At 41.1% G+C, this 23,028-nt stretch carries 19 protein-coding genes; 15 read left to right on the top strand and 4 right to left on the bottom strand.

The features are described from left to right. Positions 1-335 precede the first annotated feature (335 nt). The 3 genes from rpsN (at position 336) to manA (ending at position 2,759) form a co-directional block, all read left to right on the top strand. The gene (gene rpsN / locus FN960_RS15235) at positions 336-605 is read left to right on the top strand and encodes a 30S ribosomal protein S14 (protein WP_143849699.1); all 270 of its coding nucleotides are present in this window, start codon (positions 336-338) and stop codon (positions 603-605) included. 111 nt (positions 606-716) lie between these two features. After that, positions 717-1,586, top strand: a complete 870-nt coding sequence (locus tag FN960_RS15230) for an SDR family oxidoreductase (RefSeq protein ID WP_143849698.1) — start codon at positions 717-719, stop codon at positions 1,584-1,586. Positions 1,587-1,805: 219 nt separating this feature from the next. After that, the gene (gene manA / locus FN960_RS15225) at positions 1,806-2,759 is read left to right on the top strand and encodes a mannose-6-phosphate isomerase, class I (protein WP_143849697.1); all 954 of its coding nucleotides are present in this window, start codon (positions 1,806-1,808) and stop codon (positions 2,757-2,759) included. A 45-nt stretch (positions 2,760-2,804) separates the two neighbouring features. On the opposite strand, the gene FN960_RS15220 is transcribed toward manA, so the two are convergent. After that, complete coding sequence (locus tag FN960_RS15220; protein WP_143849696.1) at positions 2,805-4,001, bottom strand: DUF418 domain-containing protein; 1,197 nt, start codon at positions 3,999-4,001, stop codon at positions 2,805-2,807. Between the two features lie 187 nt (positions 4,002-4,188). Between FN960_RS15220 and nfsA the strand changes: the two genes are divergently transcribed. From nfsA to FN960_RS15200, 4 genes are read left to right on the top strand one after another with little or no spacing between them, the layout of a single operon-like run. Continuing rightward, the gene (gene nfsA, locus FN960_RS15215; protein ID WP_143849695.1) at positions 4,189-4,947 is read left to right on the top strand and encodes an oxygen-insensitive NADPH nitroreductase; all 759 of its coding nucleotides are present in this window, start codon (positions 4,189-4,191) and stop codon (positions 4,945-4,947) included. Between the two features lie 32 nt (positions 4,948-4,979). After that, on the top strand, positions 4,980-6,149 hold the full coding sequence (locus FN960_RS15210; protein WP_143849694.1) for a pyridoxal phosphate-dependent aminotransferase: 1,170 nt from the start codon (positions 4,980-4,982) through the stop codon (positions 6,147-6,149). Between the two features lie 28 nt (positions 6,150-6,177). Further along, a complete protein-coding gene (locus FN960_RS15205; RefSeq protein WP_143849693.1) occupies positions 6,178-6,798 on the top strand; it encodes a fumarylacetoacetate hydrolase family protein in 621 nt (206 codons plus the stop codon). Positions 6,799-6,814: 16 nt separating this feature from the next. Continuing rightward, complete coding sequence (locus tag FN960_RS15200) at positions 6,815-7,543, top strand: glycerophosphodiester phosphodiesterase family protein (RefSeq protein ID WP_185971058.1); 729 nt, start codon at positions 6,815-6,817, stop codon at positions 7,541-7,543. Here FN960_RS15200 and FN960_RS15195 read toward each other — a convergent pair. From FN960_RS15195 to FN960_RS15185, 3 genes are read right to left on the bottom strand one after another with little or no spacing between them, the layout of a single operon-like run. Next, entirely contained in the window at positions 7,536-9,905 is a 2,370-nt protein-coding gene (locus FN960_RS15195; RefSeq protein WP_143849691.1) for a glycogen/starch/alpha-glucan phosphorylase, read from the bottom strand. The genes FN960_RS15200 and FN960_RS15195 overlap by 8 nt on opposite strands. After that, positions 9,853-11,352, bottom strand: a complete 1,500-nt coding sequence (locus FN960_RS15190) for a glycogen synthase (protein ID WP_143849690.1) — start codon at positions 11,350-11,352, stop codon at positions 9,853-9,855. Before FN960_RS15190 ends, FN960_RS15195 begins: the two co-directional genes overlap by 53 nt. A 28-nt stretch (positions 11,353-11,380) precedes the next feature. After that, positions 11,381-12,463 carry a sugar phosphate nucleotidyltransferase gene (locus FN960_RS15185; RefSeq protein WP_185971057.1) on the bottom strand — a complete coding sequence of 361 codons (1,083 nt, stop codon included), beginning with the start codon at positions 12,461-12,463 and terminating at the stop codon, positions 11,381-11,383. Between the two features lie 223 nt (positions 12,464-12,686). Here FN960_RS15185 and FN960_RS15180 point away from each other — a divergent pair, with 223 nt between their 5' ends. From FN960_RS15180 to FN960_RS15145, 8 genes are all read left to right on the top strand, one after another. Further along, entirely contained in the window at positions 12,687-13,163 is a 477-nt protein-coding gene (locus FN960_RS15180; RefSeq protein WP_143849688.1) for a chemotaxis protein CheX, read from the top strand. Between the two features lie 103 nt (positions 13,164-13,266). After that, positions 13,267-14,805, top strand: a complete 1,539-nt coding sequence (locus FN960_RS15175) for a bifunctional GNAT family N-acetyltransferase/carbon-nitrogen hydrolase family protein (RefSeq protein ID WP_143849687.1) — start codon at positions 13,267-13,269, stop codon at positions 14,803-14,805. Between the two features lie 122 nt (positions 14,806-14,927). Beyond that, positions 14,928-15,374, top strand: coding sequence for a hypothetical protein (locus FN960_RS15170; RefSeq protein WP_143849686.1), 447 nt, complete (start codon positions 14,928-14,930; stop codon positions 15,372-15,374). Between the two features lie 108 nt (positions 15,375-15,482). Further along, positions 15,483-17,102 carry a glycerol-3-phosphate dehydrogenase/oxidase gene (locus FN960_RS15165; protein ID WP_143849685.1) on the top strand — a complete coding sequence of 540 codons (1,620 nt, stop codon included), beginning with the start codon at positions 15,483-15,485 and terminating at the stop codon, positions 17,100-17,102. 75 nt (positions 17,103-17,177) lie between these two features. Next, entirely contained in the window at positions 17,178-18,914 is a 1,737-nt protein-coding gene (locus FN960_RS15160) for a phospho-sugar mutase (RefSeq protein WP_143849683.1), read from the top strand. A gap of 18 nt (positions 18,915-18,932) precedes the next feature. Continuing rightward, positions 18,933-19,922 (top strand): UDP-glucose 4-epimerase GalE, encoded by a 990-nt coding sequence (galE, locus tag FN960_RS15155; RefSeq protein ID WP_143849681.1) that lies wholly within the window; start codon positions 18,933-18,935, stop codon positions 19,920-19,922. Positions 19,923-20,782: 860 nt separating this feature from the next. Continuing rightward, positions 20,783-22,213 carry a SpoVR family protein gene (locus FN960_RS15150; RefSeq protein ID WP_143849680.1) on the top strand — a complete coding sequence of 477 codons (1,431 nt, stop codon included), beginning with the start codon at positions 20,783-20,785 and terminating at the stop codon, positions 22,211-22,213. Positions 22,214-22,341: 128 nt separating this feature from the next. After that, the gene (locus FN960_RS15145; protein ID WP_185971056.1) at positions 22,342-22,776 is read left to right on the top strand and encodes a YusW family protein; all 435 of its coding nucleotides are present in this window, start codon (positions 22,342-22,344) and stop codon (positions 22,774-22,776) included. Positions 22,777-23,028 lie beyond the last annotated feature (252 nt).

Here is a 23,028-nt window from a genome sequence, read left to right as displayed (position 1 = left end):
GATATCGGGAAAGAGAGGTGGATATCGGGAAAGAGGGCTGGATATCGGGAAAGAGAAGCAGATATCGGGAAAGAGAGTCGGATATCGGGAAAGAGAAGCAGATATCGGGAAAGAGGACCGGATATCGGGAAAGAGGTGCAGATATCGGAAACCATTGACTATCTAAGCACTTCACTTCTACAGGACGGTTCATACTAAGAAGTGAGTTGCAATAAATGTAGATATACTAATATCTACTTACATTCATTAAATCGTAATTATTACGCTTTACAAATGGTGAGACTCAGGCTATAATTCGTAATAATTACGATTTAATACAAGAGGAGGATTCGATTGTGGCTAAAAAATCTAAAATAGCAAAAGAGCAAAAACGTCAAAAGCTAGTTGCGAAATATGCTGGACTTAGAAAGGAATTAAAAGAAAAGGGTGATTATGCGGCGTTAAGAAAGCTTCCACGTGATTCTTCTCCTACTCGTTTAACCTCTAGATGTGAGGTGACTGGTCGTCCTCGGGGAGTGATTCGGAAGTTTAAACTGTCTCGCATTAAGTTTCGCGAGATGGCTCATCAAGGACAAATTCCCGGTGTGAAGAAATCAAGCTGGTAACATATTAGTCAGAGAGTCGAAAAGCTCTCTGGCTTTTTATGTTTAGCAAGTAATTTCTTCCGGGTACATAGTTTATAGTAGGAGTATATATAAAATTGGAGGCAGATAAGGATGGACTTACGGAATCATTTAACGGACGGTATTCCGAAGCAGGTTCAAGATAAACAACCAGGTAATGAACATGAGATGAATCCGTTACCTATTTATGAGGATGATGAATATACAGGGTCGGAGCGTTTGAAAGGCAAGGTTGCGCTGATCACTGGTGGAGATTCTGGAATTGGACGAGCTGTGGCTGTGGGTTATGCCAAAGAAGGTGCCCATGTTGCTATTGTTTATTTGGATGAGCACGAGGATGCTGAGGCGACTAAGCAACGGGTGGAACAAGAGGGGGTCAGTTGTATCACCATTTCCGGTGATGTGGCAGATGAGACGTTTTGTATTGAGAGTGTGGAACGAACGGTGACAGAGCTAGGTGGTCTCGATATTTTAGTGAATAACGTGGCAGAGCAGCATCCTGTTGAAAGTCTGAAAGAGATTACAGCGGAGCAGCTTCAGCGAACGTTTGCTACCAATTTTTATTCGTATGTGTATTTCACAAAGGCTGCTCTGGATTATCTAAAGCCGGGAAGTTCTATCATCAACACCACTTCCATTAATCCGTACCGTGGGAATCCTTCGTTAATTGATTACACGAGTACAAAGGGTGCGATCAATGCATTTACTCGTTCGATGTCTCAGTCTCTTGTAAAAGAGGGGATTCGGGTCAACGGTGTGGCACCTGGTCCCATTTGGACGCCATTAATTCCTTCTTCTTTCTCAGAGGAAAAGGTAGAAGCGTTTGGACAGGATAATCCAATGGGGCGTCCAGGTCAGCCGGTTGAGCATGTTGGGGCTTATGTCTTGTTGGCCTCAAAAGAAGCGTCTTATATGACAGGGCAGACCATTCATGTGAATGGCGGAGATTTTGTTCATACGTAATTTTTTTCAGATCATGTCTGTAAGTACACAAAAAAACGACCATCCACCCCATGCGTTAGAGTTAAACTCTAGTGTGTGGGGTGCTTTTTGTAGTGAATGAAGCATCAAACTTCTCATTGCATCTAACATCTTTTGTGAATCTACGAATTAAAGCTTGCACTCTGACAGTAATTCGGGAATGATAGAATTAAAAGATATAAATGGAGCGGAGGAAGCGACATGTACAAACAGCCGATTTTTTTTAAGCCGGTATTTAAGGAACGTATTTGGGGTGGAACAAAATTAAGAGAAGAGTTTGGTTATGACATTCCTTCAGAGAAGACGGGTGAATGCTGGGGGATTTCTGCACATCCGAATGGTCCTTCACTCATTCAAAATGGACCTTTAGAGGGCACATCTCTTGATACAGCATGGGAGAACCACCGCGAGATCTTCGGTGATGCTCATGAAGAGCAATTCCCACTGTTAATTAAAATCTTGGATGCCAATGCGGATCTTTCTGTACAGGTTCATCCGGACGATGCATATGCAAACGAACATGAAAATGGTGAGCTTGGTAAGACAGAGTGTTGGTATGTTATTGATTGTGAGCCTGGTGCTGAATTAATACTTGGTCATAATGCAGAGAGCAAGGAAGAGCTTGCAAGCGCTATAAAAGAAGGGCATTGGGACACTCTTCTGCGAAGGGTTCCAGTAAAAAAAGGGGACTTCTTTTATGTGCCTAGTGGAACCATTCATGCATTAGGCAAAGGTACATTGATACTAGAAACCCAGCAAAGCTCTGACACGACTTACCGAGTGTATGATTTTGATCGTGTTGATGACTCTGGCAATACGCGTGAACTTCATGTAGCTCCATCAATTAATGTAACGACTGTCCCGCACCAGGATGCAACCACTTCTCCTAAACAAGAGGAGCAGGAAGGACTAAAAAGCACAAGGCTTGTGTCGGAACAGTATTTTACCGTTTATGAATGGGAGCTTTGCGGGACCGTAGAAAGACAAGCTCCATCTACGTACCTACTGGCAAGTGTCCTTGAGGGTAATGGAAACATCGTTGTAGATGGTATTGCTCATTCCTTTGAGAAAGGTTCGCACTTTATCATTCCGGCAACGATTGGTGCATACTCTATTTCTGGTGGTGCCAAGCTCATTATCTCGCATACTACATAAATAAAAAGAAATGGCTGCTTATCAGAGCAACCATTTCTTTTTTTGTTATCGCTTGAATTTCGGCACAGTCATATACGTTCCAGCACGCCATAACCATTCTAATGGTCCGATTCTGAAATAATTCAGCCATAGCTTACTAAGAATGACTTGAATGATGAAGACAGCTATCGCAATCATTCCACCAGCAAAAACTCCAATCGAATTAAACAGCCCTAATCCATATGGATAAAAAATGAATGTCATCACAAGCGATTGAGTTAAATAGTTGGTGAAAGCCATTCGACCCGCAAAAGAAAATGGTTGCAAAAGCTTCCTACCAGCTTCAGTTGTAGCGGCGAGAGTAAAGGCAGCTACAAAAAAGGCTGTTAGGAACGGGCCGCCCACAAGCATTTGCAGATATTCGAGTTGCATGCTGTCAGCAAAAAATACAGTGGGTGATTTTGTTATTAGAGCAACAATCAGCCCTACCCACATGATCCATTTCCATTTTTTCTTATGAAGAAATGGATCCGCAATCCAACCTTTTCTCATCACGTATGCACCGACTAGGAATAGACCAATAACGGTAATTACACCATTTAAGACCATGAGAATTTCACCAAACAGACCTGGCCAAAGAGGATTTTCAGTTAGTCTGAATGAAACGATCTCAGCGTAGGTCCCCTCAGATAAAACGTCAACTTCCTTTTCCGAAAACGCTATCGATGGATCTTCTACCATTCCTTCAGTTCCTATATTCCAAAAAGCATCTGGAACGGCTGCACATGAGCCAAGTAAACCCATAATAATCAAACCGGAAATAATAAGCCCTCTGGCAGGCATCATTAAAAAGAAAAACAACAGTGCTGCTGTCCACGCGTAGGCAAAGAGAACATCGCCATTCCAAAGAAAGATTCCATGTATGTATCCGACGATTCCAAGAATAACGGTTCTTCTCCAATAAACAGCATTAAAATTAAGACCCTTTTCTAACATCCTTGTCTTCTGCATGGCCATTCCATAGCCAAAGAGAAAAGAGAATAGTGGATAAAAGCTTGCCTGGACAAGTATTAAGATAAAGGCTTCTGAGAGTTGGTCAATAAATCCGTTTGGGTACGGATTTGTTAAGTCCGTGTCATAAAGTAGACCGAATTGAAAATGAAGACTGTTTGCAAGGATAATGCCAAGCAATGCGAATCCTCTAAGCATATCCAACGTCACAATCCGATCCTGATCGTTTGTTGGCGATAAACGGGTGTTCAAATAAGCTCAACTCCTTAGTCAATGTAGGTTAGAATGGTTGATGGTTTCAGTCTTAGCTTTGACATGATAAAGTAATAGGTAGATTACATACATCAAACAGTTTACACCAATTTCATCCATTTGTGTGAAATTCCTTTTGCGGATTGCTTTAGGAAACCATAAAAAAAGAATAGGGTGGGTTCGAACGATGACGAATGATTTTATCCAAACTATGAGTGCACACCGCTCAATACGAAAGTTTACTACTCAAGACGTAAGCAAAGAACAAGTGGAGGCAATTATTTCAGCAGCTAGATGGGCTCCAAGCTCACATCATGTGCAAGCATACAGTGTGATTGTGGTGAAGAATCCATCGACTAAACAGACACTGTCTGAATTAACGGGAAATCAACGCTGGGTGGAGCAGTGTCCTGTATTCCTAGTCTTTTGTGCAGATTACCATAAAATTTCTGAAGCGAGTGAGAGGCATGGACAAGCATTAGAAATTGGGGGAGCTGAACAATTACTTGTTGGTGCGGTTGACGCAGCTCTTGTTGCCCAAAATACTTTGTTAGCCGCAGAGTCCATGGGGCTTGGTGGTGTAATGATTGGTGGGATTAGAAATCAACCAGGGGAAGTGACAAAGCTCCTTAACCTTCCACTCCATACATTCCCGGTTATGGGGATGTGCTTAGGCTATCCTGATCAAGATGTTGACCAAAAACCAAGGCTACCACAAAAAGCATCCGTCTTTTACGAAGCCTATGATCAATCTTTTGTACCAGATGCCCTGGACGCCTACAATGAAACAATGGAGCACTATTACCTTTCAAGAAAATCAAATGCAAGAGGGGATACGTGGTCTAAGCAAATGGCTGCCTATATGGGGAAACCCAATCGTCCCCATCTTAATCAATACTTACTGAGTCAAGGATTTTTACATGATGTAAAAAAAGAGAGTGAGTAATAAAGTTTGCGTAAGGGAAGAGGGAGAGAGCCGTGAACATAACAAAAAGCGAGGCGCTTAACAGATTACCTAAACAATTTTTTGCTGAATTAGTTCGCAAAGCTACAGAGCTAAAACAAACACATGATGATGTGATTAATCTAGGACAAGGGAATCCTGATCAGCCGACACCAGAACATATTGTAGAAAAACTTAAAGAGGCATCGTCTAATCCGCTTTACCATAAGTACCCTCCTTTTTCCGGATATGATTTTCTAAAAGAAGCTGTTGCAGAGTACTACTGGAGAGAGTTTCAAGTGAAGATCGACCCGAAAACAGAGGTAGCTGTCCTATCAGGTACTAAAACGGGACTCGTTGAGATTAGTCAGTGTCTGCTGAACTCTGGAGATACGGCCATGGTGCCAGATCCAGGGTATCCGGATTATTGGTCCGGTATAGCGCTTGCTGATGCAAAAATGTATACGATGCCGTTAGTTGAAGAACATGGATTTCATCCACAGTATCAAGATATTCCTGATGAGACTCTGGAACAAGCTAAGCTTATGTTTTTGAACTATCCAAACAATCCCACAGGGGCAACAGCTGATGTAGAGCTTTTTACGAAGACCATTGCACTTGCTAAAAAACACGAGATCGCCGTGGTCCATGACTTTGCCTATGGTGCCATAGGTTTTGATGCCCAATCCCCTATTAGTTTTCTCGAGACTCCTGGTGCAAAGGATGTGGGGATTGAAATGATGACCCTCTCCAAAACATACAACATGGCTGGTTGGAGAATAGGCTTTGCTGTAGGGAATAGTCAGATGATTGAGGCGATTAACTTAATTCAGGATCACTATTACTGCAGTATTTTTGGTGGTCTTCAGGAAGCTGCAGCCTATGCATTAACAGCAGATCAATCCTCCGTAAAGGAATTGGTCGCGACCTATGAATCACGAAGAAATGTGCTGATAGAAGAGGCGGCCAAAATCGGGTGGAAGGTGGATGCACCAGCAGGTTCCTTCTTCGCTTGGTTCCCGGTACCTGAAGGGTTCACCTCAGAGGCGTTTGCTGATCAGCTGCTTTATGAGGCGCGAGTTGTCGTTGCGCCTGGAAATGGATTCGGTGAATATGGTGAGGGTTTTGTAAGACTTGGTTTATTATGTAGCGAAGAAGAGCTGAAAGAAGCTATTCAACGGATTGGTCGTTTAAAGCTATTTTAATTACGATTTAAAAGGAGAAGTTTAATCTATGAGAGACATTCAAAATATTTTCTGCATTGGCCGAAATTATGCGCAGCATGCAAAGGAATTGGGTAATGAAGTCCCAAGCTCTCCAATCTTGTTTACAAAACCGACAAACGCATTAGCTCTCGCAGATGGACAGACGTTATCGTATCCAAACGGTAAGGGAGAGATCCACCATGAACTTGAAATTGTTCTTAAGATTGGTTCTGCTAAGGGATCAACTCATGTAGATGAGCGAGTAGTGGAGATGGCGCTTGGCATTGATTTGACCTTACGTGATATGCAATCCGAATTAAAAAAGAAGGGTCATCCATGGGAGCGAGCGAAAGGCTTTAGAAACTCGGCAATCGTTACACCATTTTGGGCTTTTCCTGGTGTAGAAGCGATTGAAACAGTTCTATTTTCTCTGCAAAAGAATGGAGAAACCCTCCAAGAAGGCAAAAGTACAGACATGCTATTTAACTTCCAGAGAGTATTGGATGAATGTGAGCAGGCATTTGGACTTTCGGAGGGAGATGTTATTTATACTGGGACCCCTGAAGGTGTTGGTCCCATCTCTGATGGTGATGTCTTTACCCTATTGTGGGACGGGCAAGAAAAAGGAAGCTTTAAAGTCTCAATGTAATTGTTCAGGAGGGACCATGGCACATACAAAGATTTTTGCTCATCGCGGATTTTCGGAAAAGTATCCGGAGAATACAATGACAGCCTTTGAATATGCGGCAGCTGCAGGGGCAGATGGAATTGAGTTAGATGTTCAATTAACAAAAGACGGCGTACCTGTCATCATTCACGACCGTCACGTAAATAGAGTGACATCTGGTAAGGGAAGAGTTAATTCGTTCACTGTAAAAGAAATTCAAGCTCTTCAGATGAAAGAAGATAAAAATGAACGTATTCCTACCTTTGAAGAATACCTTGATTGGTCAAAGAATCATTCGCTTTTGCTTAATCTTGAGTTAAAGACAGAGCTTACCGATCGTTCTTTTATTAAAGAGTTAATCCTGCCACTACTGGAGAAATACGAGGTTGAGGAACGAACAATTATATCTTCCTTTGACCATAAGGCTTTAATGGTAGCGAAGCAGCAGAAGCCGCATATTGAAGCTGCGGCTTTAGTTCATCAGGCAATGGTAAAACCTGAGGCATACTTAAATTTACTAGGTGTAGAAGGGATTCATTTTGAATCATCTACCCTATTAATGCATGAAGCCCAGCAGTTGCAGGAACGGGGTGTTGCCATCAGACCTTATACGGTGAATACTCGAGATAAAATGATGCAATTTTTTACTTGGGGATGTGAGGGTATTTTTACTGATTATCCTGACTTGGCCTTGGAGCTACGTGACCAAAGATTTATGGCTACGTAAGCCCCCAGATCTCCGACGCATATTCAGCAATCGTACGATCACTTGAGAAATAACCAGAGTGGGCAATGTTAATTAAGCACTTCTTTTGCCAGGCTTGAGAATCAAGATATTGATTCTCTGCCTGGCTTTGTGTGTGTACATAGCTTCCAAAATCCTTTAATAAAAAAAACTCATCGCCCCTGTACAATAAGGAATAATAAATATCCTGAAAAGCTACCTCATCACCATGAATGGTACCATCCACAAGTTTGCTTAAAGCCTTTTGTAAGCGAATATCTTGGTTAAAAATATCTCTGGGAGAATAATGCCGATTCTGCTCATAAGCTATCACTTCATCTGCGGCCATTCCAAATTCAAAAATGTTCTCATTTGAAACAAGCTCTGCCATTTCTATATTGGCACCATCTCTTGTTCCAATAGTCAATGCTCCATTCATCATCATTTTCATATTACCTGTTCCAGATGCTTCCTTTGAAGCAGTGGAAATCTGTTCACTAAGGTCTGCCGCTGGAATAATCCACTCTGCTTGAGAGACGCTGTAATTAGGTAAAAATACAACACCTAGTTTCCCTTTTGTTTTTTTATCTTGATTAATTTGCTTGGCAACAGCTGCAATAAGTGAAATAATTCGCTTGGCATAATGATAGCCAGGAGCAGCTTTGGCAGCAAAAATAAATGTACGTGGAACCCTGAGAGCATCTGGTTTTTCATGGCATAAGTCCCATAGATAGAGGATGTGTAGCAGATTTAATAATTGACGTTTATATCCATGAAGTCGTTTAATTTGAACGTCAAAAAGAGAAGTAGGCAAAATGTCTATTTCTAGCTCCGTACGAAGCTTTGTTATCAGGCTATTTTTGTTAGCGGTCTTAATATCTGCAAGAGTGGTCAAGACGTCAAGATCATCCTGATAAGAAAGTAAGGATTCTAGCTTGTGGGGAGCTGTCTTCCAGCTTTCACCTATTAAGGATGATATGAAATCTGACAATAAAGGGTTGGCATTCATTAACCACTGTCTATGACTGATCCCGTTTGTTTTGTTGGTAAACCGCTCAGGGAATCGGGTAGAAAAAGCCTTCATTAGTTGATTCTTTAAAATAGAGGAGTGAAGCTTAGCTACACCATTAATTTTATGGCTGCCAATCGTTGCTAGCCGGGCCATGTGAATGTCTTCTTCGATAATAATAGCTATGTCATCTATTGATTCACCCTCACTTAATCCGCGCTCTAATACATCTTCACATAGCCTTCGATTGATTTCTTCTATTATTTGATAGATTCTCGGTAACTGCTCCTTTAAAAGAAAAACGGGCCATGTCTCCAGTGCTTCGTTCATTAATGTATGGTTGGTATACGACATCACTTGGGTGGTAAGCTTCCAGGCTTCCTCCCAATCTAATAAGTGATGATCAATCAATAGCCTCATCAGCTCAGGGATGATAAGAGCAGGGTGGGTATCATTAATTTGCATCGCACGTTTTTCAGGAAGCTGACTTAAGCTGTGTCCGGCATTAATGTATTGAGAAAGAATCTGTTGTATACCGGCAGAGACTAAGAAATATTGCTGGCGCAGTCTGAGCACTTTTCCCTCGTAGCTTGTATCATCTGGGTAAAGAAATTCAGTCAGCTGTTCTGCATGTCTTTTTGATTTAGAGAATGCTTCAAACTCTATTGGAGGGGGATAAGGAATCGCCTCTGCTTTCCATACGGTTAAAGAGTTTATACGTTGATTTTGAAAACCGAAAATTGGGATATGGTATGGTGACGCTTTAACTTGCTCCGTGCCAATTAATTCAAAGGTTAATCGATTATTTTTCATAAAGGAATGCACCCTACCCCCAAACTGCACAATCACACTCTCGTTAGATTGAAGCTCTTCCCACTCATAGCCATTTTGACCAAGCCAGCGATCAGGGAGTTCAATTTGATGGTTATCTTTCATTTTTTGTTCAAAGAGCCCATATTGATAACGCAAGCCCATCCCATGACCTGCATAATTTAACGCTGCTAAGGAATCTAAGAAACAAGAGGCTAATCTTCCAAGTCCACCGTTTCCAAGCGCTGCATCCAGCTCACTTTGAAATACATCCCGAGGAGCATAATGATACTCTAGAAGAATATCTTTACAGATATCTAGTAAGTCTAAATTTAATAGGTTGGTCTCAATAAAGCGACCAGGAAGAAATTCCATCGAAAAATAATAGACCTGTTTCTCTTGGCTACATTGATCTGACAGATTAGCGTGAACATACAGCTCCTTAATTAGACGAGCCAGGAGCTGTAATACTTCTACATTCGAGTAAGTAGAATTAGCTAATTGGTTCGACAGTTTCTCTTTGAATAGCTTTGGATTGAACAGCATAGAGGCGTTTCCCCTCCTTTCTATAGCCTAATTCTTCGTATAAACGATGGTATAAAGAAGCTGAAAACGTCCAATCCAGCTTGGAGGAACGGCCATTTAAAATGATTTTATCCCATAGCTGTTTATTCTTAAACATGGAGAGAGCCTTGAGAATGACAGTATAAAATTCTCCAGCTGACATGTTATTAAACGTAAACCCATTTCCCGTTCCGGTATAAGGGTTAAAATTTTGAATGGTATCTTTTAATCCTCCAGTTTCTCGAACAATAGGAACGCATCCATAACGCAGTGCAATGAGTTGACTTAACCCACAGGGTTCAAATAAAGACGGCATTAACAGCATATCCGCTCCCGCATAGAGCCTTCTTGCTTTGGCTTCGTCAAACTCATGAAAAAAAATAAGCTTTGAAGGATAGAGATGTTGAAGTAAAAACAGCTTCTCTTCTAGCTCGTGAGTACCACTCCCTAACACAATCATCTGAACTCGTTCTTGAGGAAGCAGAGCGTGCAGGGTTTCGACAAGAAGATCAATTCCTTTTTCTGGGACCAATCTTGATACAATGGCTAGTAGGGGAGTAGAGATTGACATAGATAAGCCTGCCTCTACTTGGAGACTGCGCTTATTAATCTCGGTGGCATCATTACGAATCTGGTATGGATGTACCAGGTCTTTATCTGTCTTTGGATTGTATGCAACTAGGTCAATTCCATTTATTATGCCAGTTAAATCATCTGAACGCTGTCTAAGGAGTGCGTCAAGTCTCTGTCCATATCTTGGCTGCTGAATTTCCAGCGCGTACGAAGGGCTGACTGTTGTGACCTTATCAGCTTCAGCCACTCCGGATTTTAGATAATTAATGCGGCCATCCATTTCTAAAATGGAGTAGGCTTGCTCGTCAAAATGAAGTAGCTCATAAAATACACTGTCAGGAAACTGCCCTTGATAGGCTAAGTTATGAATGCTAAACACCGTTTTGATTTGATGATTCCATTGTTTTGAGCGAATGTAGGCAGGCAGCAATCCTGTTTGCCAATCATGGCAGTGTAGAATGACTGGTTTGATTTCAAGCTGATCTAGCCATTCAAGCACAGCATGAGAAAAAAAGGCAAATCGTTCTGCATCATCGTCACACCCATATAAACGATCACGATGAAAATAATACGGATTATCAAAAAATAAATAACAGATGTCCTGATGATTTAACCTATACACACTACACAGATGCTTGCGCCATTTTACCCAAACAGTCAGGGTCGCAATTTCTGTTAATTGATCGGACCATTGCTTCGGTAACTGTTTAAACTTTGGGAGGATAACAGTTAAGTCATCACCTGAGCTTTTTAATGCTTGTGGCAGAGAGCCAATGACATCTGCTAATCCTCCTGTTTTATAAAATGGAGTGCATTCTGTAGCTACATGAACAATATTTGCGTATTCAGTTGGCATACTAACCTCCTTTACCTGTAGGGTCACCTTAAGAGTGATAGAGCTGCTGTGTTGTACTATAGGTGGAGTGATCTTGATAGGCGTCAACCATTGCTTGGGTTATTAGCATTATTTCTTCACCAGGGGGAAAAGCAAAATTATCAGGAATGTGAGTATTCTCTGCAACAATGGCTTTTTTTAAGTAAACATTTCTCCCAATTGTTACGCCTGGTAAAATGACTGATTGATCTATTTTAGAGCTTTCAGCTATGGTGGAAGTAGGTGAGACCACGGAATGTGAGAGTTCAATTTTGCCTGTGACGGTTTCAAGAGCAGCAGGTACATTTATAGAGTGGTGGCCAAGGGATTGGCTGGAGAGGGCCCATTCCATTTGTGCCTGCCAGTATGATTGAATGGTACCAACATCACGCCAGTATTGGTTAAATAGAAAAGCAAACAACTTTGAGTGCTTTGATAGCAACGTAGGTATAATGTTTTTGCCAAAGTCATGGTTCGAATGGGCCAGGGTGGAGTCATAGCTAAGGCACTGCTTCAATGTCTTCCAATTAAATAGATAAATGCCCATAGACGCCATATTACTTATTGGTTTAGCGGGCTTTTCAATGAAAGATGTAATGGCGTTATTTGTATCCACAGAAAGGATGCCATATCGATACGCTTCTTCCAGAGGGACTTGGATCGAAGCGACAGTTACCTCTGCCCCTTTTTGAATATGAAAATGAAGCATTTCTTGATAATTCATATGATATATGTGGTCACCAGAGAGAATGAGAACATGAGTGGGGCGCTGTTCTTCCAAATAGGACAGATTCTTAAAAACAGCATCTGCAGTCCCCTTATATGGTGACTGGTTAGCTTGAAGACAGTCAATGCTTAGTCCAGAAGGCTGTCTAGCATTTAAATGGTCGTGAAGTGTTTTGGGTTTATACTGTGTTAGAACTCCAGCACGTTTGATTTCAGAGCGAGAACAATTATTTAACGTAAAATCAATGATTCGATAGCTCCCGCCAAATGACACAGCAGGTTTCGCTTGTTCCGCTGTTAAAGCGCCTAATCTTGTACCTTCCCCTCCTGCTAATATTAAGGCTACACATCTCTTTGCTGAGTTCACGACATATCCCCTTCTTTCTAGGACAATAGTTATAGTGAGTGAAGATGTATGATATCTATGAACGTGTAACCGTTTTCTATTCCTCCTCAATAAACTTATTAAAAATAATGAGTTTGTCCTTCACTGATGGACTTAAACAAAGCGAACACTAAGTCGATATATAGGTAACGAACATAAAGAAAATGTCGAAATCAGACATTAGGTATACAAAGTGGGGGTTACAATGAATGCTAATTATGTAAATGCTATTATTAGGGCTACTAAAGGAATACTAACCAATCATCTAGGTGCAGGGGTCACATTGCATGTTCCAAATCAAGGCACAGGGAGTGTAAGCAGTAATGACATTTCCGTGATTTTAGGTGTGAAGGGCAATCTTATTGGACAAATTATTTGCAGTTTTAATAAGGATACAGCCAAAAACATTGTGGGTACGATGATGGGTGGAATGACAATTGAGACGTTAGATGAGATGGGCTGGAGCGCCGTTCAGGAATTTGGTAATTGGATTGCTGGTACCACGGCTACTGAATTATCAACAGAGGGCTGCATTATCGACGTAACCCCACCTGTTACAAATGAAGGCTTATCTACCTTTCATTCCTCTGAGAAATACATATCGTTACTTCTCGAAAGTACAATAGGCATGGTTCATATTCATATGTCCTTTCAAGAGGTAGAAGCAAAAATCCGCTCATAAATGGCGGATTTTTTTCAATTAGTTGAAAATACTATTCAAATGAATGAAAAAGATGTACACTACCTATCGTAATCTCTGAAAGTATGAGAGGAGTGACCTAAAGATGAAAGAGATCGATGTATCCAAATTTGAAAAGAAAATTATTATTCGCAACATCGAAGTAAAAGACTTTGATGATATTATAGAAATGTCTAAAATTTGTTTTAAGAATATGGAGCCATGGACAAAAGATCAGCTCCGTAGTCATATTGAAATATTTCCTGAGGGACAATTTTGCGTAGAATATGATGGTAAAATTATTGGTTCTTGTTCAAGTTTAATTATTAACTTTGACGAGTATGATGACCAGCATACGTGGGATGAAATTACCGATGAAGGCTATATTACAAACCACGACTCAGAAGGCTATAATTTATATGGCATTGAGGTTATGGTGCACCCAGATTATCGTCGCATGAAAATTGGCCGCAGATTGTATGAAACGAGAAAGGATTTAGCAAGAGAGCTGAATCTAAAAAGTATTATTATCGGTGGAAGAATTCCTAACTACTCAAAGCATAAGGAGCTAACACCAAGACAGTATGTGGAAGAAGTAACGATGCATAACCTTTATGACCCGGTTTTGACCTTCCAAGTGGTGAACAACTTTAGTTTAAAACGAGTGAATTCAAACTATCTTGATGATGATAAAGCATCCATGAGATATGCTACCTTAATGGAATGGAACAATATTGATTATCGCCCAACCATTCCAAAGCGTAAGTTCAAGACGTCGTTCCCGGTTCGAATTACATCCATTCAATATGAAATGAAAAAGATCTCTTCTTTTGAGGACTTTGCCGTTCAGTGCGAATATTATACGGATGTAGCAGCAGGATTTAACTCTGACTTTGTTGTGTTTCCAGAGATCTTTACGCTTCAGCTTCTGTCTTTCCTACCAGAAAAGAGTCCAAGTCGGGCCATTCGTAGACTCACTGAATTTACTGAGGATTATATTGAGTTGTTCACGACGCTTGCTGTGCGTTATAACATCAATATTGTCGGTGGCTCTCACTTTGTTGAAGAGGAAGGCAAAATTTTTAATATCTCATACTTGTTCCGACGAGATGGGACCATTGAGAAACAGTATAAAATTCATGTCACTCCTAATGAACGTTTGTTCTGGGGGATTTCCGGTGGAGATGAAGTGAAAGTATTTGATACGGACTGTGGCAAAATTGCGATTCAGATCTGTTATGATATTGAATTCCCAGAGCTTGCACGAATTGCTGTAGATAAAGGTGCTAACATTATCTTCACACCATTCTGTACGGATGATCGTCAAGGCTATCTACGCGTAAGATATTGTTCGCAGGCTCGTGCCATTGAAAATCAACTGTATACCGTAATCTCAGGAACAGTCGGCAACCTTCCTGATGTTGAAAATATGGACATTCAGTATGCACAATCAGGTATCTTCTCACCTTCTGACTTTACATTTGCTCGAGATGGTATTGTAGGCGAGTGTAATCCAAATATTGAAACCGTGGTTGTTGGTGATGTGGACTTAGAAATTTTGCGTAGACACAGACGCTCGGGTAGTGTGAATCAGCTTCGTGATCGTCGTCACGATGTTTATCACATTACGTACAAACAGCCATAAAATGAATAAATCACAAAGAGCAGTGAACCAAGTAGGTTTGCTGTTCTTTTTTGTGTTGGACATGTGTATGGATGCAACTTCTGCGGGTAAGGCTGTTGATAGGATAACAGAGGGGGTTACGCATGTTAAAGCACCAGAAAAGTAGAGAATACTATACGGTATTCATTATTCTCTGCGCAGTCATTCTTTCAGCTTGTGTTATTTGGACGCAGCCATTTTTACAGAACAATCAGCTTGGATGGGATATTAATGAGGTCATTGTGACTGAAGGGTACGAGCCGAACGCGGTGGAACACGTACAGCTTTTTTTAGTAGATAAAGCGGGACGTCCTATCATAAATGGACAGGTGCTGCTTAACGCTCAAAGTGAAAAATCACATGCAACATGTAAGCAATGGATGCATCATGTGGATCAGGGATTATACGAGTCAGAATGCTTGTTTACTGAATCAGGTAAATGGAAGGCGGATGTATTCGTTGCTGGAGCACAGAGCAAGCAACAATTTACTTATTTCTTTACCGTTCAACCGATGCCTTCAATGGATGAATTCAGAAGTAAACGTAAATAGATTGAAAGGCTAGTTTAAGGTATACTACTAGAAAAGAGAATAGAGCGAAACAATAGACTGAATAAATCCGTATAAACGTTATGAGGCTTTAAAAGGGGAGTGGACTCATTGGCTGGAAGGTTCTCAGGTGAGAGAAGGAACGAGCAGATAGAGGCACTCAAGCAGGAGGGGCTTGAGGTGCTGATTATTGGCGGGGGAATTACGGGAGCAGGTATTGCTTTAGATGCACAGATGCGTGGATTACATACTGGTCTTATTGAGCAGCATGATTTTGCCAGTGGATCTTCAAGCCGCTCCAATAAGTTGATTCAAGGTGGATTAAGCTATATTCGGAATCTTGATGCCAAAACATTCACTGAGCTTGGAAAAGAGCGTGCTATTATTCTTGATAATGCTCCGCATCTAGTTTCACCTATTAATATGCTGTTGCCAGTTTATAAGAAGGGTGCTTTTGGTCGTATCCAAGCTTCTTTAAGCTTACGTGTATATGACCGCTTAGCAGAGCTAAACAAAAAAGAACGTCGCCACATGCTAAATAAACGCCAAGCACAAAAGCAAGAGCCACTTCTTCAACCTGATAATCTAAAAGGCGGAGGGTATTATGTAGAATACCAAACCAATGATGCTAGATTAACAATAGAAGTATTAAAAGTTGCCTCTGCTAGGGGTACTCTTGCGGTAAGCTATCTAAAGGCAGAATCGTTTCTATATGAGCAAGGCAGAATCGCAGGGGTTATGGCCGTTGATCAACTGACAGGGGAAGCTCACAAAATTTATGCTAAACACATTGTGAATGCCACAGGAGCCTCCATTGACAATTTACGTGAACAAGATCGATCTTTAAACGGCTCACGGTCGACTATTAATAAAAAAATACATATAGTGATAGATCATGATCGCTTACCTATTAAGCAAGGCATATATTTTGAGCACGACGGGCACATGCTGTATGCGATTACCTATGGTGAGAAAGTATATATTGGACCAGGAGATCAAGAGCTTTCGGTTGCTCACACTGCTAGCTACCTGTTAAATGCTATTCAACATCTCTTCCCAACTACTAATATAACGTTTCAGGATATTGAAGCTTTATGGGTTGATGAAGAGGCGGTACCAGCGACTTCCGCAAAGCAAGACAAATTCGAGGACTTAACGATCTCTTCCTCGGGTTTAATATCTGTTCGCTGTAAGCAAATGGCGGCTTATCGATTAATTGCTGAAAAGGTTGTTGATACCATTGAAAAGGAAAGAGGCGAATCCATAGGTAGCCAAACAGATTCTATTACTCTATCTGGTGGACAGGTAGGAGGAGTAGACCGGTTTGATAGCTTTCTTAAAACAAAGGCAGATGAAGGAGAAGCATTAGGGATTGCATATGAGGAAGCCTATGCACTAGCGTTAGTATATGGTTCAAACATCACAAATATTTGGTCCAGAGTTCGAACAAGCAGGCGACGTGCTCAAGAGGCAGGACTTCCTCCAATTTTATTTGCTCAATTAACCTATGCTATAGATGAAGAAATGGTCATTTCCCCATTAGATTTTCTCATTCGTAGAACACAGGCATTGTATTTTAATCGACCTGAGTTAGAAAAGTGGAAAGACGCAATTTTTCTTTATATGCAGGACCGCTTTCAATGGAGTGAAGAAGAGAGCTCTTATTGGCAAACAGAAATGGAGCAGGCATTAAAAGAAAATCGTTTTGAGAGTGCACCTAGTCAAGACTAGCGGCTATACTCAAAACATAGTAGACTGGAATATGGTATGAAATTGTTAATAGTTGATAATTTAGGAGGCGTTTTTTTGAATTGGGAAGATAATTATAAAAAGTGGGCTGACTTTAGCGCTCTGAATTCAGATGTGAAAGAAGAACTTCAGGCAATCGGTGACGATAAGGTAGCGCTAGAGGATTGTTTCTATAAAAATCTTGAGTTTGGAACCGGTGGCATGCGTGGAGAAATAGGGCCGGGACCAAATCGTATGAATACATATACGGTTCGTCGAGCATCAAAAGGCTTGGCAGACTTTCTTAGCAGTCATGGTGAAGAGGCAAAAAAACGCGGAGTGGTTATTGCCTATGATTCTAGACACAAATCTCCTCAATTTGCGCGTGAAGCGGCCTTAACTTTAGGAAAACAGGGAGTTACGGCTTATGTTTTTAATGATTTACGGCCCACACCTGAGCTCTCATTCGCAGTAAGACACCTAAATGCCTACGCAGGTATTGTCATTACGGCGAGTCATAACCCTCCTGAATATAACGGATTTAAGGTGTATGGACCAGATGGTGGACAGCTACCTCCAGGCCCGGCAGATGAACTCGTTTCCTTTGTGGATGCGATTGAGGATGAGCTACTTATTGAAGTAGGCGATGAAACAGAGCTAAAGAGTGAAATGATGTATCAGGTTGTTCCTCAGGATGTAGACGATGCGTATAATGAGCAGCTGCAAACCATTCTTGTTCAGCCAGAGTTGGTGAAAGAACTAGGACCAACACTAAAGATAGTGTTTACACCTTTACATGGAACAGCTAATATTCCTGTGCGACGTGTCCTAGAGGATGCAGGCTTTACAAATCTTACAATCGTTGCAGAGCAAGAGCTTCCTGATCCAGATTTTTCGACCGTTTCTTCTCCAAATCCTGAAGAGCATGCCGCTTTTGAATTGGCTATAAAATACGGTGATGAACAGGACGCAGACATCCTACTCGCTACAGACCCTGATGCTGATCGAGTAGGTCTAGCTGTAAGAAATGATTCAGGAGAATACGAAGTACTGACAGGGAATCAAACAGGTGCTTTATTATTAGACTATCTGTTGCGTCAAAAGCAGGAGGCTGGTACACTGCCAGACAACGGTATCGTTCTCAAAACCATTGTTACCTCTGAAATTGGAGCAAAAATTGCTGAAGAATACGGACTTGCTTCTCTCGACACCTTAACAGGGTTTAAATTTATTGGCGAAAAAATAAAAGAATATGAAAGCTCTAAAGAGCATACCTTCCTCTTTGGGTATGAAGAAAGCTACGGTTACCTTATTGGTGATTTTGTGCGTGATAAGGATGCTGTTCAAGCCTGCCTTCTTGCTGCGGAGCTTGCGCTTTATTATAAGTCACGTGACATGACAGTGTATCAAGGTCTTCAAGAAGTCTTCAGCAGATATGGCTTTTACCGAGAGGGTCTTGAGTCACTCACACTAAAAGGAAAATCAGGTGCAGAGAAGATCCAAAGTATCTTGTCGTCATTTAGAATGGATCCACCTAAAAGCATGAATGATGTCTCAATTATTTCAGTAGAAGACTATCAATCAAGAGAGCGTACAACTTTAGAAACAAATCAGATTGAAGGAATCGAGCTTCCCGTTTCAAACGTATTAAAGTATAAGCTTGAGGATGGATCGTGGTTCTGCATCCGTCCATCCGGAACGGAACCAAAAGTAAAATTCTACTTCGGCGTAACTGCAGATAACGAGGCAGACAGTAAAGAGGCTCTCGCATCATTAAGAGCCGCAGTCATGAAGTATGTTAATCAATTTCTATAAGAGAAAAGAGGAAGACCTATGACCATTTTAGTTACAGGTGGAGCAGGATATATAGGCAGCCATACCGTGCTGCACCTTTTAAATCAAGGTGAGAATGTGGTCGTTTTAGATAATTTATCAAAGGGACACCGTGATGCGTTGAATGGCGCTGTATTATATGAGGGTGACTTACTAGATGGTGCGTTTTTAGATAAGCTCTTCACCGAGGAAAGCATTGATGCGGTTATCCACTTTGCTGCAGATTCGCTTGTTGGAGAAAGTGTTAAGAATCCACTTGAATATTATAAAAATAATGTGATTGGCACCCATACATTGCTTACGAAGATGGTTGAACACAATGTCTTAAATATTGTGTTCTCCTCTACAGCAGCAACCTATGGAGAGCCAGAGCAGGTACCTATTGTAGAAAGCTTACCAACTCTTCCAACTAATCCATACGGAGAGACTAAGCTTGCCATTGAGAAGATGTTGAAATGGTCTGATGAAGCCTATGGGCTGAAATCAGTCTGTCTACGATATTTTAATGCAGCTGGTGCTGATCCGGAAGGAAGAATAGGGGAAGACCACGACCCAGAATCACATCTTATACCGATTGTTTTGCAAACCGCTTTAGGACAGAGAGAGCAGGTTCAGGTATTTGGTGATGATTATCCTACAGAGGATGGTACATGTATCCGAGATTATGTACATGTGATGGACTTGGCCGATGCTCATTTTTTAGCGGTGCAGAGGCTTATGAAGGAAAGACAGAGCAATATTTATAACCTAGGCATTGGTCAAGGGTTTTCGGTTAAGCAAGTGATTGATGTCTGTCGCGAAGTTACAGGTCATGAAATTCCACACGTAACTGCACCGAGACGTGCAGGAGACCCAGCCGTGTTGATTGCTTCTCCTGAGAAAGCAAAGACGGAACTAAATTGGCAGCCGAAATACACAAATCTTAAGGATATCGTGTCCCATGCCTGGAGCTGGCATTCAGCACACCCAGCAGGCTACGATAAAGAATAGCGGTACGAGGCTGGGATAGAAATATTATAATTAATAGAAAAGCGGAACAATGTTGGAGTGTCTCCATGCATTGTTCCGTTTTTTATTGTATAAAATGAGGATATATTTATATATCCATAAATATGGAAAAAACAGAGGGCATCTGAGTATGGGTGCTTCGGCTGTCGCTCCCGAAAATGGGGGCACGCTTACCGCGGGAAGGTAATGAGCTAACTCGACTATGTCGATTTATCTCATTGAACCTTTATATCCCGCAGGTGTCGGCCCGCCATTTTCGTCCGCTAGGTGCGTAGCTGGCATCAAGTATATGAGAGATTATACACGCAGACTCTAGATAACTTTCCTGCACGGTGCAGGTATTTAAGTACAGTTCGACTATGACTATGTGAATTTATCTTAAGCAATCTTTTCATCAAGTTCACTGTAAAAGAAGCTATATATAATAGTTAGTCTTCTTTTAAACAAAAAAAGCCCTCATTTCCTTTTGTTCGGGAACATGAGCGGAAGGAGAAAACGTAGACTCCTATGGAACAGAACGCGGCAGACCGACATTGAAGTGGCGCACTTCCACTTCAAGGGCTGAGGCCGTTCCCGTGGAAAGCGTAGGTTTCTCCTGTAGCGGTGCCTGAGCTCATTGAAGATGTCGAAGCTCTATTTTCGTCCGCTTGGTGAGTGGCAGGTCTCAAAAATATTAGAGGTGACACACGTAGTTTCTACATGAATTTCCTATAGAAGAAGTTGTTTTTATTCTTAATGAAGGATGTAGCAAGTTAAAGTAATATTGTCCCAATCACTTTAATTTACATAAAGGATACTCATAAATAATTCGGGTTCCCTCATATAGTATAAGAGGTGTTTAAATGAGGGGAGAGAATCATGTGGCGGAGGAATGGAATGATTTAAAGCGTGCCATTGGGGAAATTACGGAGATTGCTACCGGTTTTGGCTTGGACTTTTACGAGATGCGTTATGAAATCTGCCCAGCAGAAATTATTTATACAATCGGAGCATATGGAATGCCTACACGATATAGCCATTGGTCTTTTGGAAAACAATTTCATAAAAGCAAGCTGCAATATGATTTAGGATTAAGTAAGATCTATGAACTGGTCATTAATTCAGATCCTTGCTACGCGTTTTTACTTGATAGCAATTCATTAATACAAAACAAGCTAATTGTTGCTCATGTTTTGGCACACTGTGACTTTTTTAAACACAATGTCAGGTTCTCCAACACTCGGAGAGATATGGTAGAAAGTATGAGTGCGACTTCAGAACGAATTGCACATTATGAGCATCTGCATGGTAAGGATGAAGTTGAAACCTTCCTAGATGCCGTACTAGCTATCCAAGAGCATATTGATCCGAGCTTACTTCGACCAAAGCTATCATGGACAACGGAAGAAAAACAAGAAAGGCCATTTAAAAAGACAAGTGAATATGACGACCTTTGGGGACTGGATGCAAATAATGAAGTAAAAGAGACGACCTTCCCGCGTAAGAAAACACCATTCCCGCCTAAACCAGAAAAAGACATGCTGCTCTTTATTGAACAATTTAGTCGAGAGCTTGAGGACTGGCAACGAGACATTTTAACGATGATGCGTGAAGAAATGCTGTATTTTTGGCCACAGCTTGAAACAAAAATTATGAATGAAGGATGGGCCTCCTATTGGCATGCACGAATTTTACGTGAGATGGATTTAACAACAGACGAAACAATCGAATTTGCTAAGCTGAATGCTGGGGTAGTCCAACCATCAAAAACATCTATAAATCCCTATTACCTAGGCTTAAAAATCTTTGAAAACATTGAGCAGGAATATGACAATCCCACTAAGGAAATGCAAGAGCGTCAGGGTGTGAAGCCAGGTGGTGGCCGGGAGAAGATGTTTGAAGTAAGGGAAATTGAATCAGATATCTCCTTCATTCGCAATTACCTAACAAAGGATTTAGTCATGAGGGAAGACATGTATTTGTTCCAGAAACAAGGGAGCGAATACAAAGTAATTGATAAGCAGTGGGAAGAAATCAGAGATCAGCTCGCCTCATCTCGAGTGAATGGAGGCTTCCCTTACTTAACAATTACGGATGGAGATTATATGAAAAATGGAGAACTGTATATTACGCATAGTTACGAAGACACGGAGTTAGATGTAAGCTACCTTGAAAAGGTTCTTCCATATATTTATCAGCTTTGGGGCAGACCTGTGCACATTGAATCAAAGGTGAATGAGAAAGCAATCTGCTTTTTATATGACGGCAAAAAAATGCAAAGAAAATATATTTAAGTGTAATGTTGAGTCATGTCTTACGCTGAGGTGTGTAGGATAAGCAGGTAAGCTTGTGGCAAATGGACATGGTACTCTCCGTTTATCTGGACATACTAGGTATATCCAATAAAAAAGGAGATACCGGTATGTACAGATCGATGATTTTTATTATCATGCTAGGAGTGTTGTTTGGATGCCAGCAGCAGGAGCAGGAGAATGACTCCACTCGGAACCAAGCAAATCAAGGCCCACCTGCTTCCATTCAAAAAGTTCCAGATTCCACTCAGTTGATTCAAGAATTAACGTTACAGGTGGTGTATCAGAATGGTGAGGAAGTAAGGGTTCATTATGTGCAAGGAGAAGAAGAGCAATGGATGTATCATAATGACTTAGCAGAACCATCTACGATTGAGGATGAAGAGCTCTATGACAAGTTAAATCAGCTAACAATTGATAAGGGAACGTTCACTGAAGAGGTTATCCAACAAATGAGATACGTGTTTGAATTTGGTGGAGTGTACGATGTGCTGGATTTGGAAATAACATTTGACGATGGTACTACTAGGCAGTATGAGTCCTAGCCTTGAGAAAAATGGTTTGAAGGACGACCTGATAGAACCAGGTCGTTCTTTTGCATGCCTTAATATTAATAAAGACAAAGTTGTCTATTTTTCAGCAATGAAAGCGTTTTAATATAATGGTCAGAAAAATAAAAAAATCAAGGTTTAACGATTGACTGTTATGTTTGATCGGGGTAAGATAAAGTTTGCTATTTTATTATTCTTCGTGGCTCTAAATATTTGGAGGGCGATTGATTAAGGGTGGGTGGTAAT

The organism is Alkalicoccobacillus porphyridii (assembly GCF_007293315.1).
In the GTDB taxonomy this organism is placed as follows: domain Bacteria; phylum Bacillota; class Bacilli; order Bacillales; family Bacillaceae_D; genus Alkalicoccobacillus; species Alkalicoccobacillus porphyridii.
Note: the sequence above shows the minus strand (reverse complement) of the source record. Positions and strands in the feature narration are given on the sequence as shown.

Bases quoted from the DNA above. Each gene is read 5' to 3' on its own strand.
- FN960_RS15230 (WP_143849698.1), top strand. From the start codon at position 717: ATGGACTTACGGAATCATTTAACGGACGGTATTCCGAAGCAGGTTCAA.
- manA (WP_143849697.1), top strand. From the start codon at position 1,806: ATGTACAAACAGCCGATTTTTTTTAAGCCGGTATTTAAGGAACGTATT.
- nfsA (WP_143849695.1), top strand. From the start codon at position 4,189: ATGACGAATGATTTTATCCAAACTATGAGTGCACACCGCTCAATACGA.
- FN960_RS15205 (WP_143849693.1), top strand. From the start codon at position 6,178: ATGAGAGACATTCAAAATATTTTCTGCATTGGCCGAAATTATGCGCAG.
- FN960_RS15200 (WP_185971058.1), top strand. From the start codon at position 6,815: ATGGCACATACAAAGATTTTTGCTCATCGCGGATTTTCGGAAAAGTAT.
- FN960_RS15195 (WP_143849691.1), bottom strand. From the start codon at position 9,905: ATGCTGTTCAATCCAAAGCTATTCAAAGAGAAACTGTCGAACCAATTA.
- FN960_RS15190 (WP_143849690.1), bottom strand. From the start codon at position 11,352: ATGCCAACTGAATACGCAAATATTGTTCATGTAGCTACAGAATGCACT.
- FN960_RS15180 (WP_143849688.1), top strand. From the start codon at position 12,687: ATGAATGCTAATTATGTAAATGCTATTATTAGGGCTACTAAAGGAATA.
- FN960_RS15175 (WP_143849687.1), top strand. From the start codon at position 13,267: ATGAAAGAGATCGATGTATCCAAATTTGAAAAGAAAATTATTATTCGC.
- FN960_RS15170 (WP_143849686.1), top strand. From the start codon at position 14,928: ATGTTAAAGCACCAGAAAAGTAGAGAATACTATACGGTATTCATTATT.
- galE (WP_143849681.1), top strand. From the start codon at position 18,933: ATGACCATTTTAGTTACAGGTGGAGCAGGATATATAGGCAGCCATACC.
- FN960_RS15150 (WP_143849680.1), top strand. From the start codon at position 20,783: ATGAGGGGAGAGAATCATGTGGCGGAGGAATGGAATGATTTAAAGCGT.
- FN960_RS15145 (WP_185971056.1), top strand. From the start codon at position 22,342: ATGTACAGATCGATGATTTTTATTATCATGCTAGGAGTGTTGTTTGGA.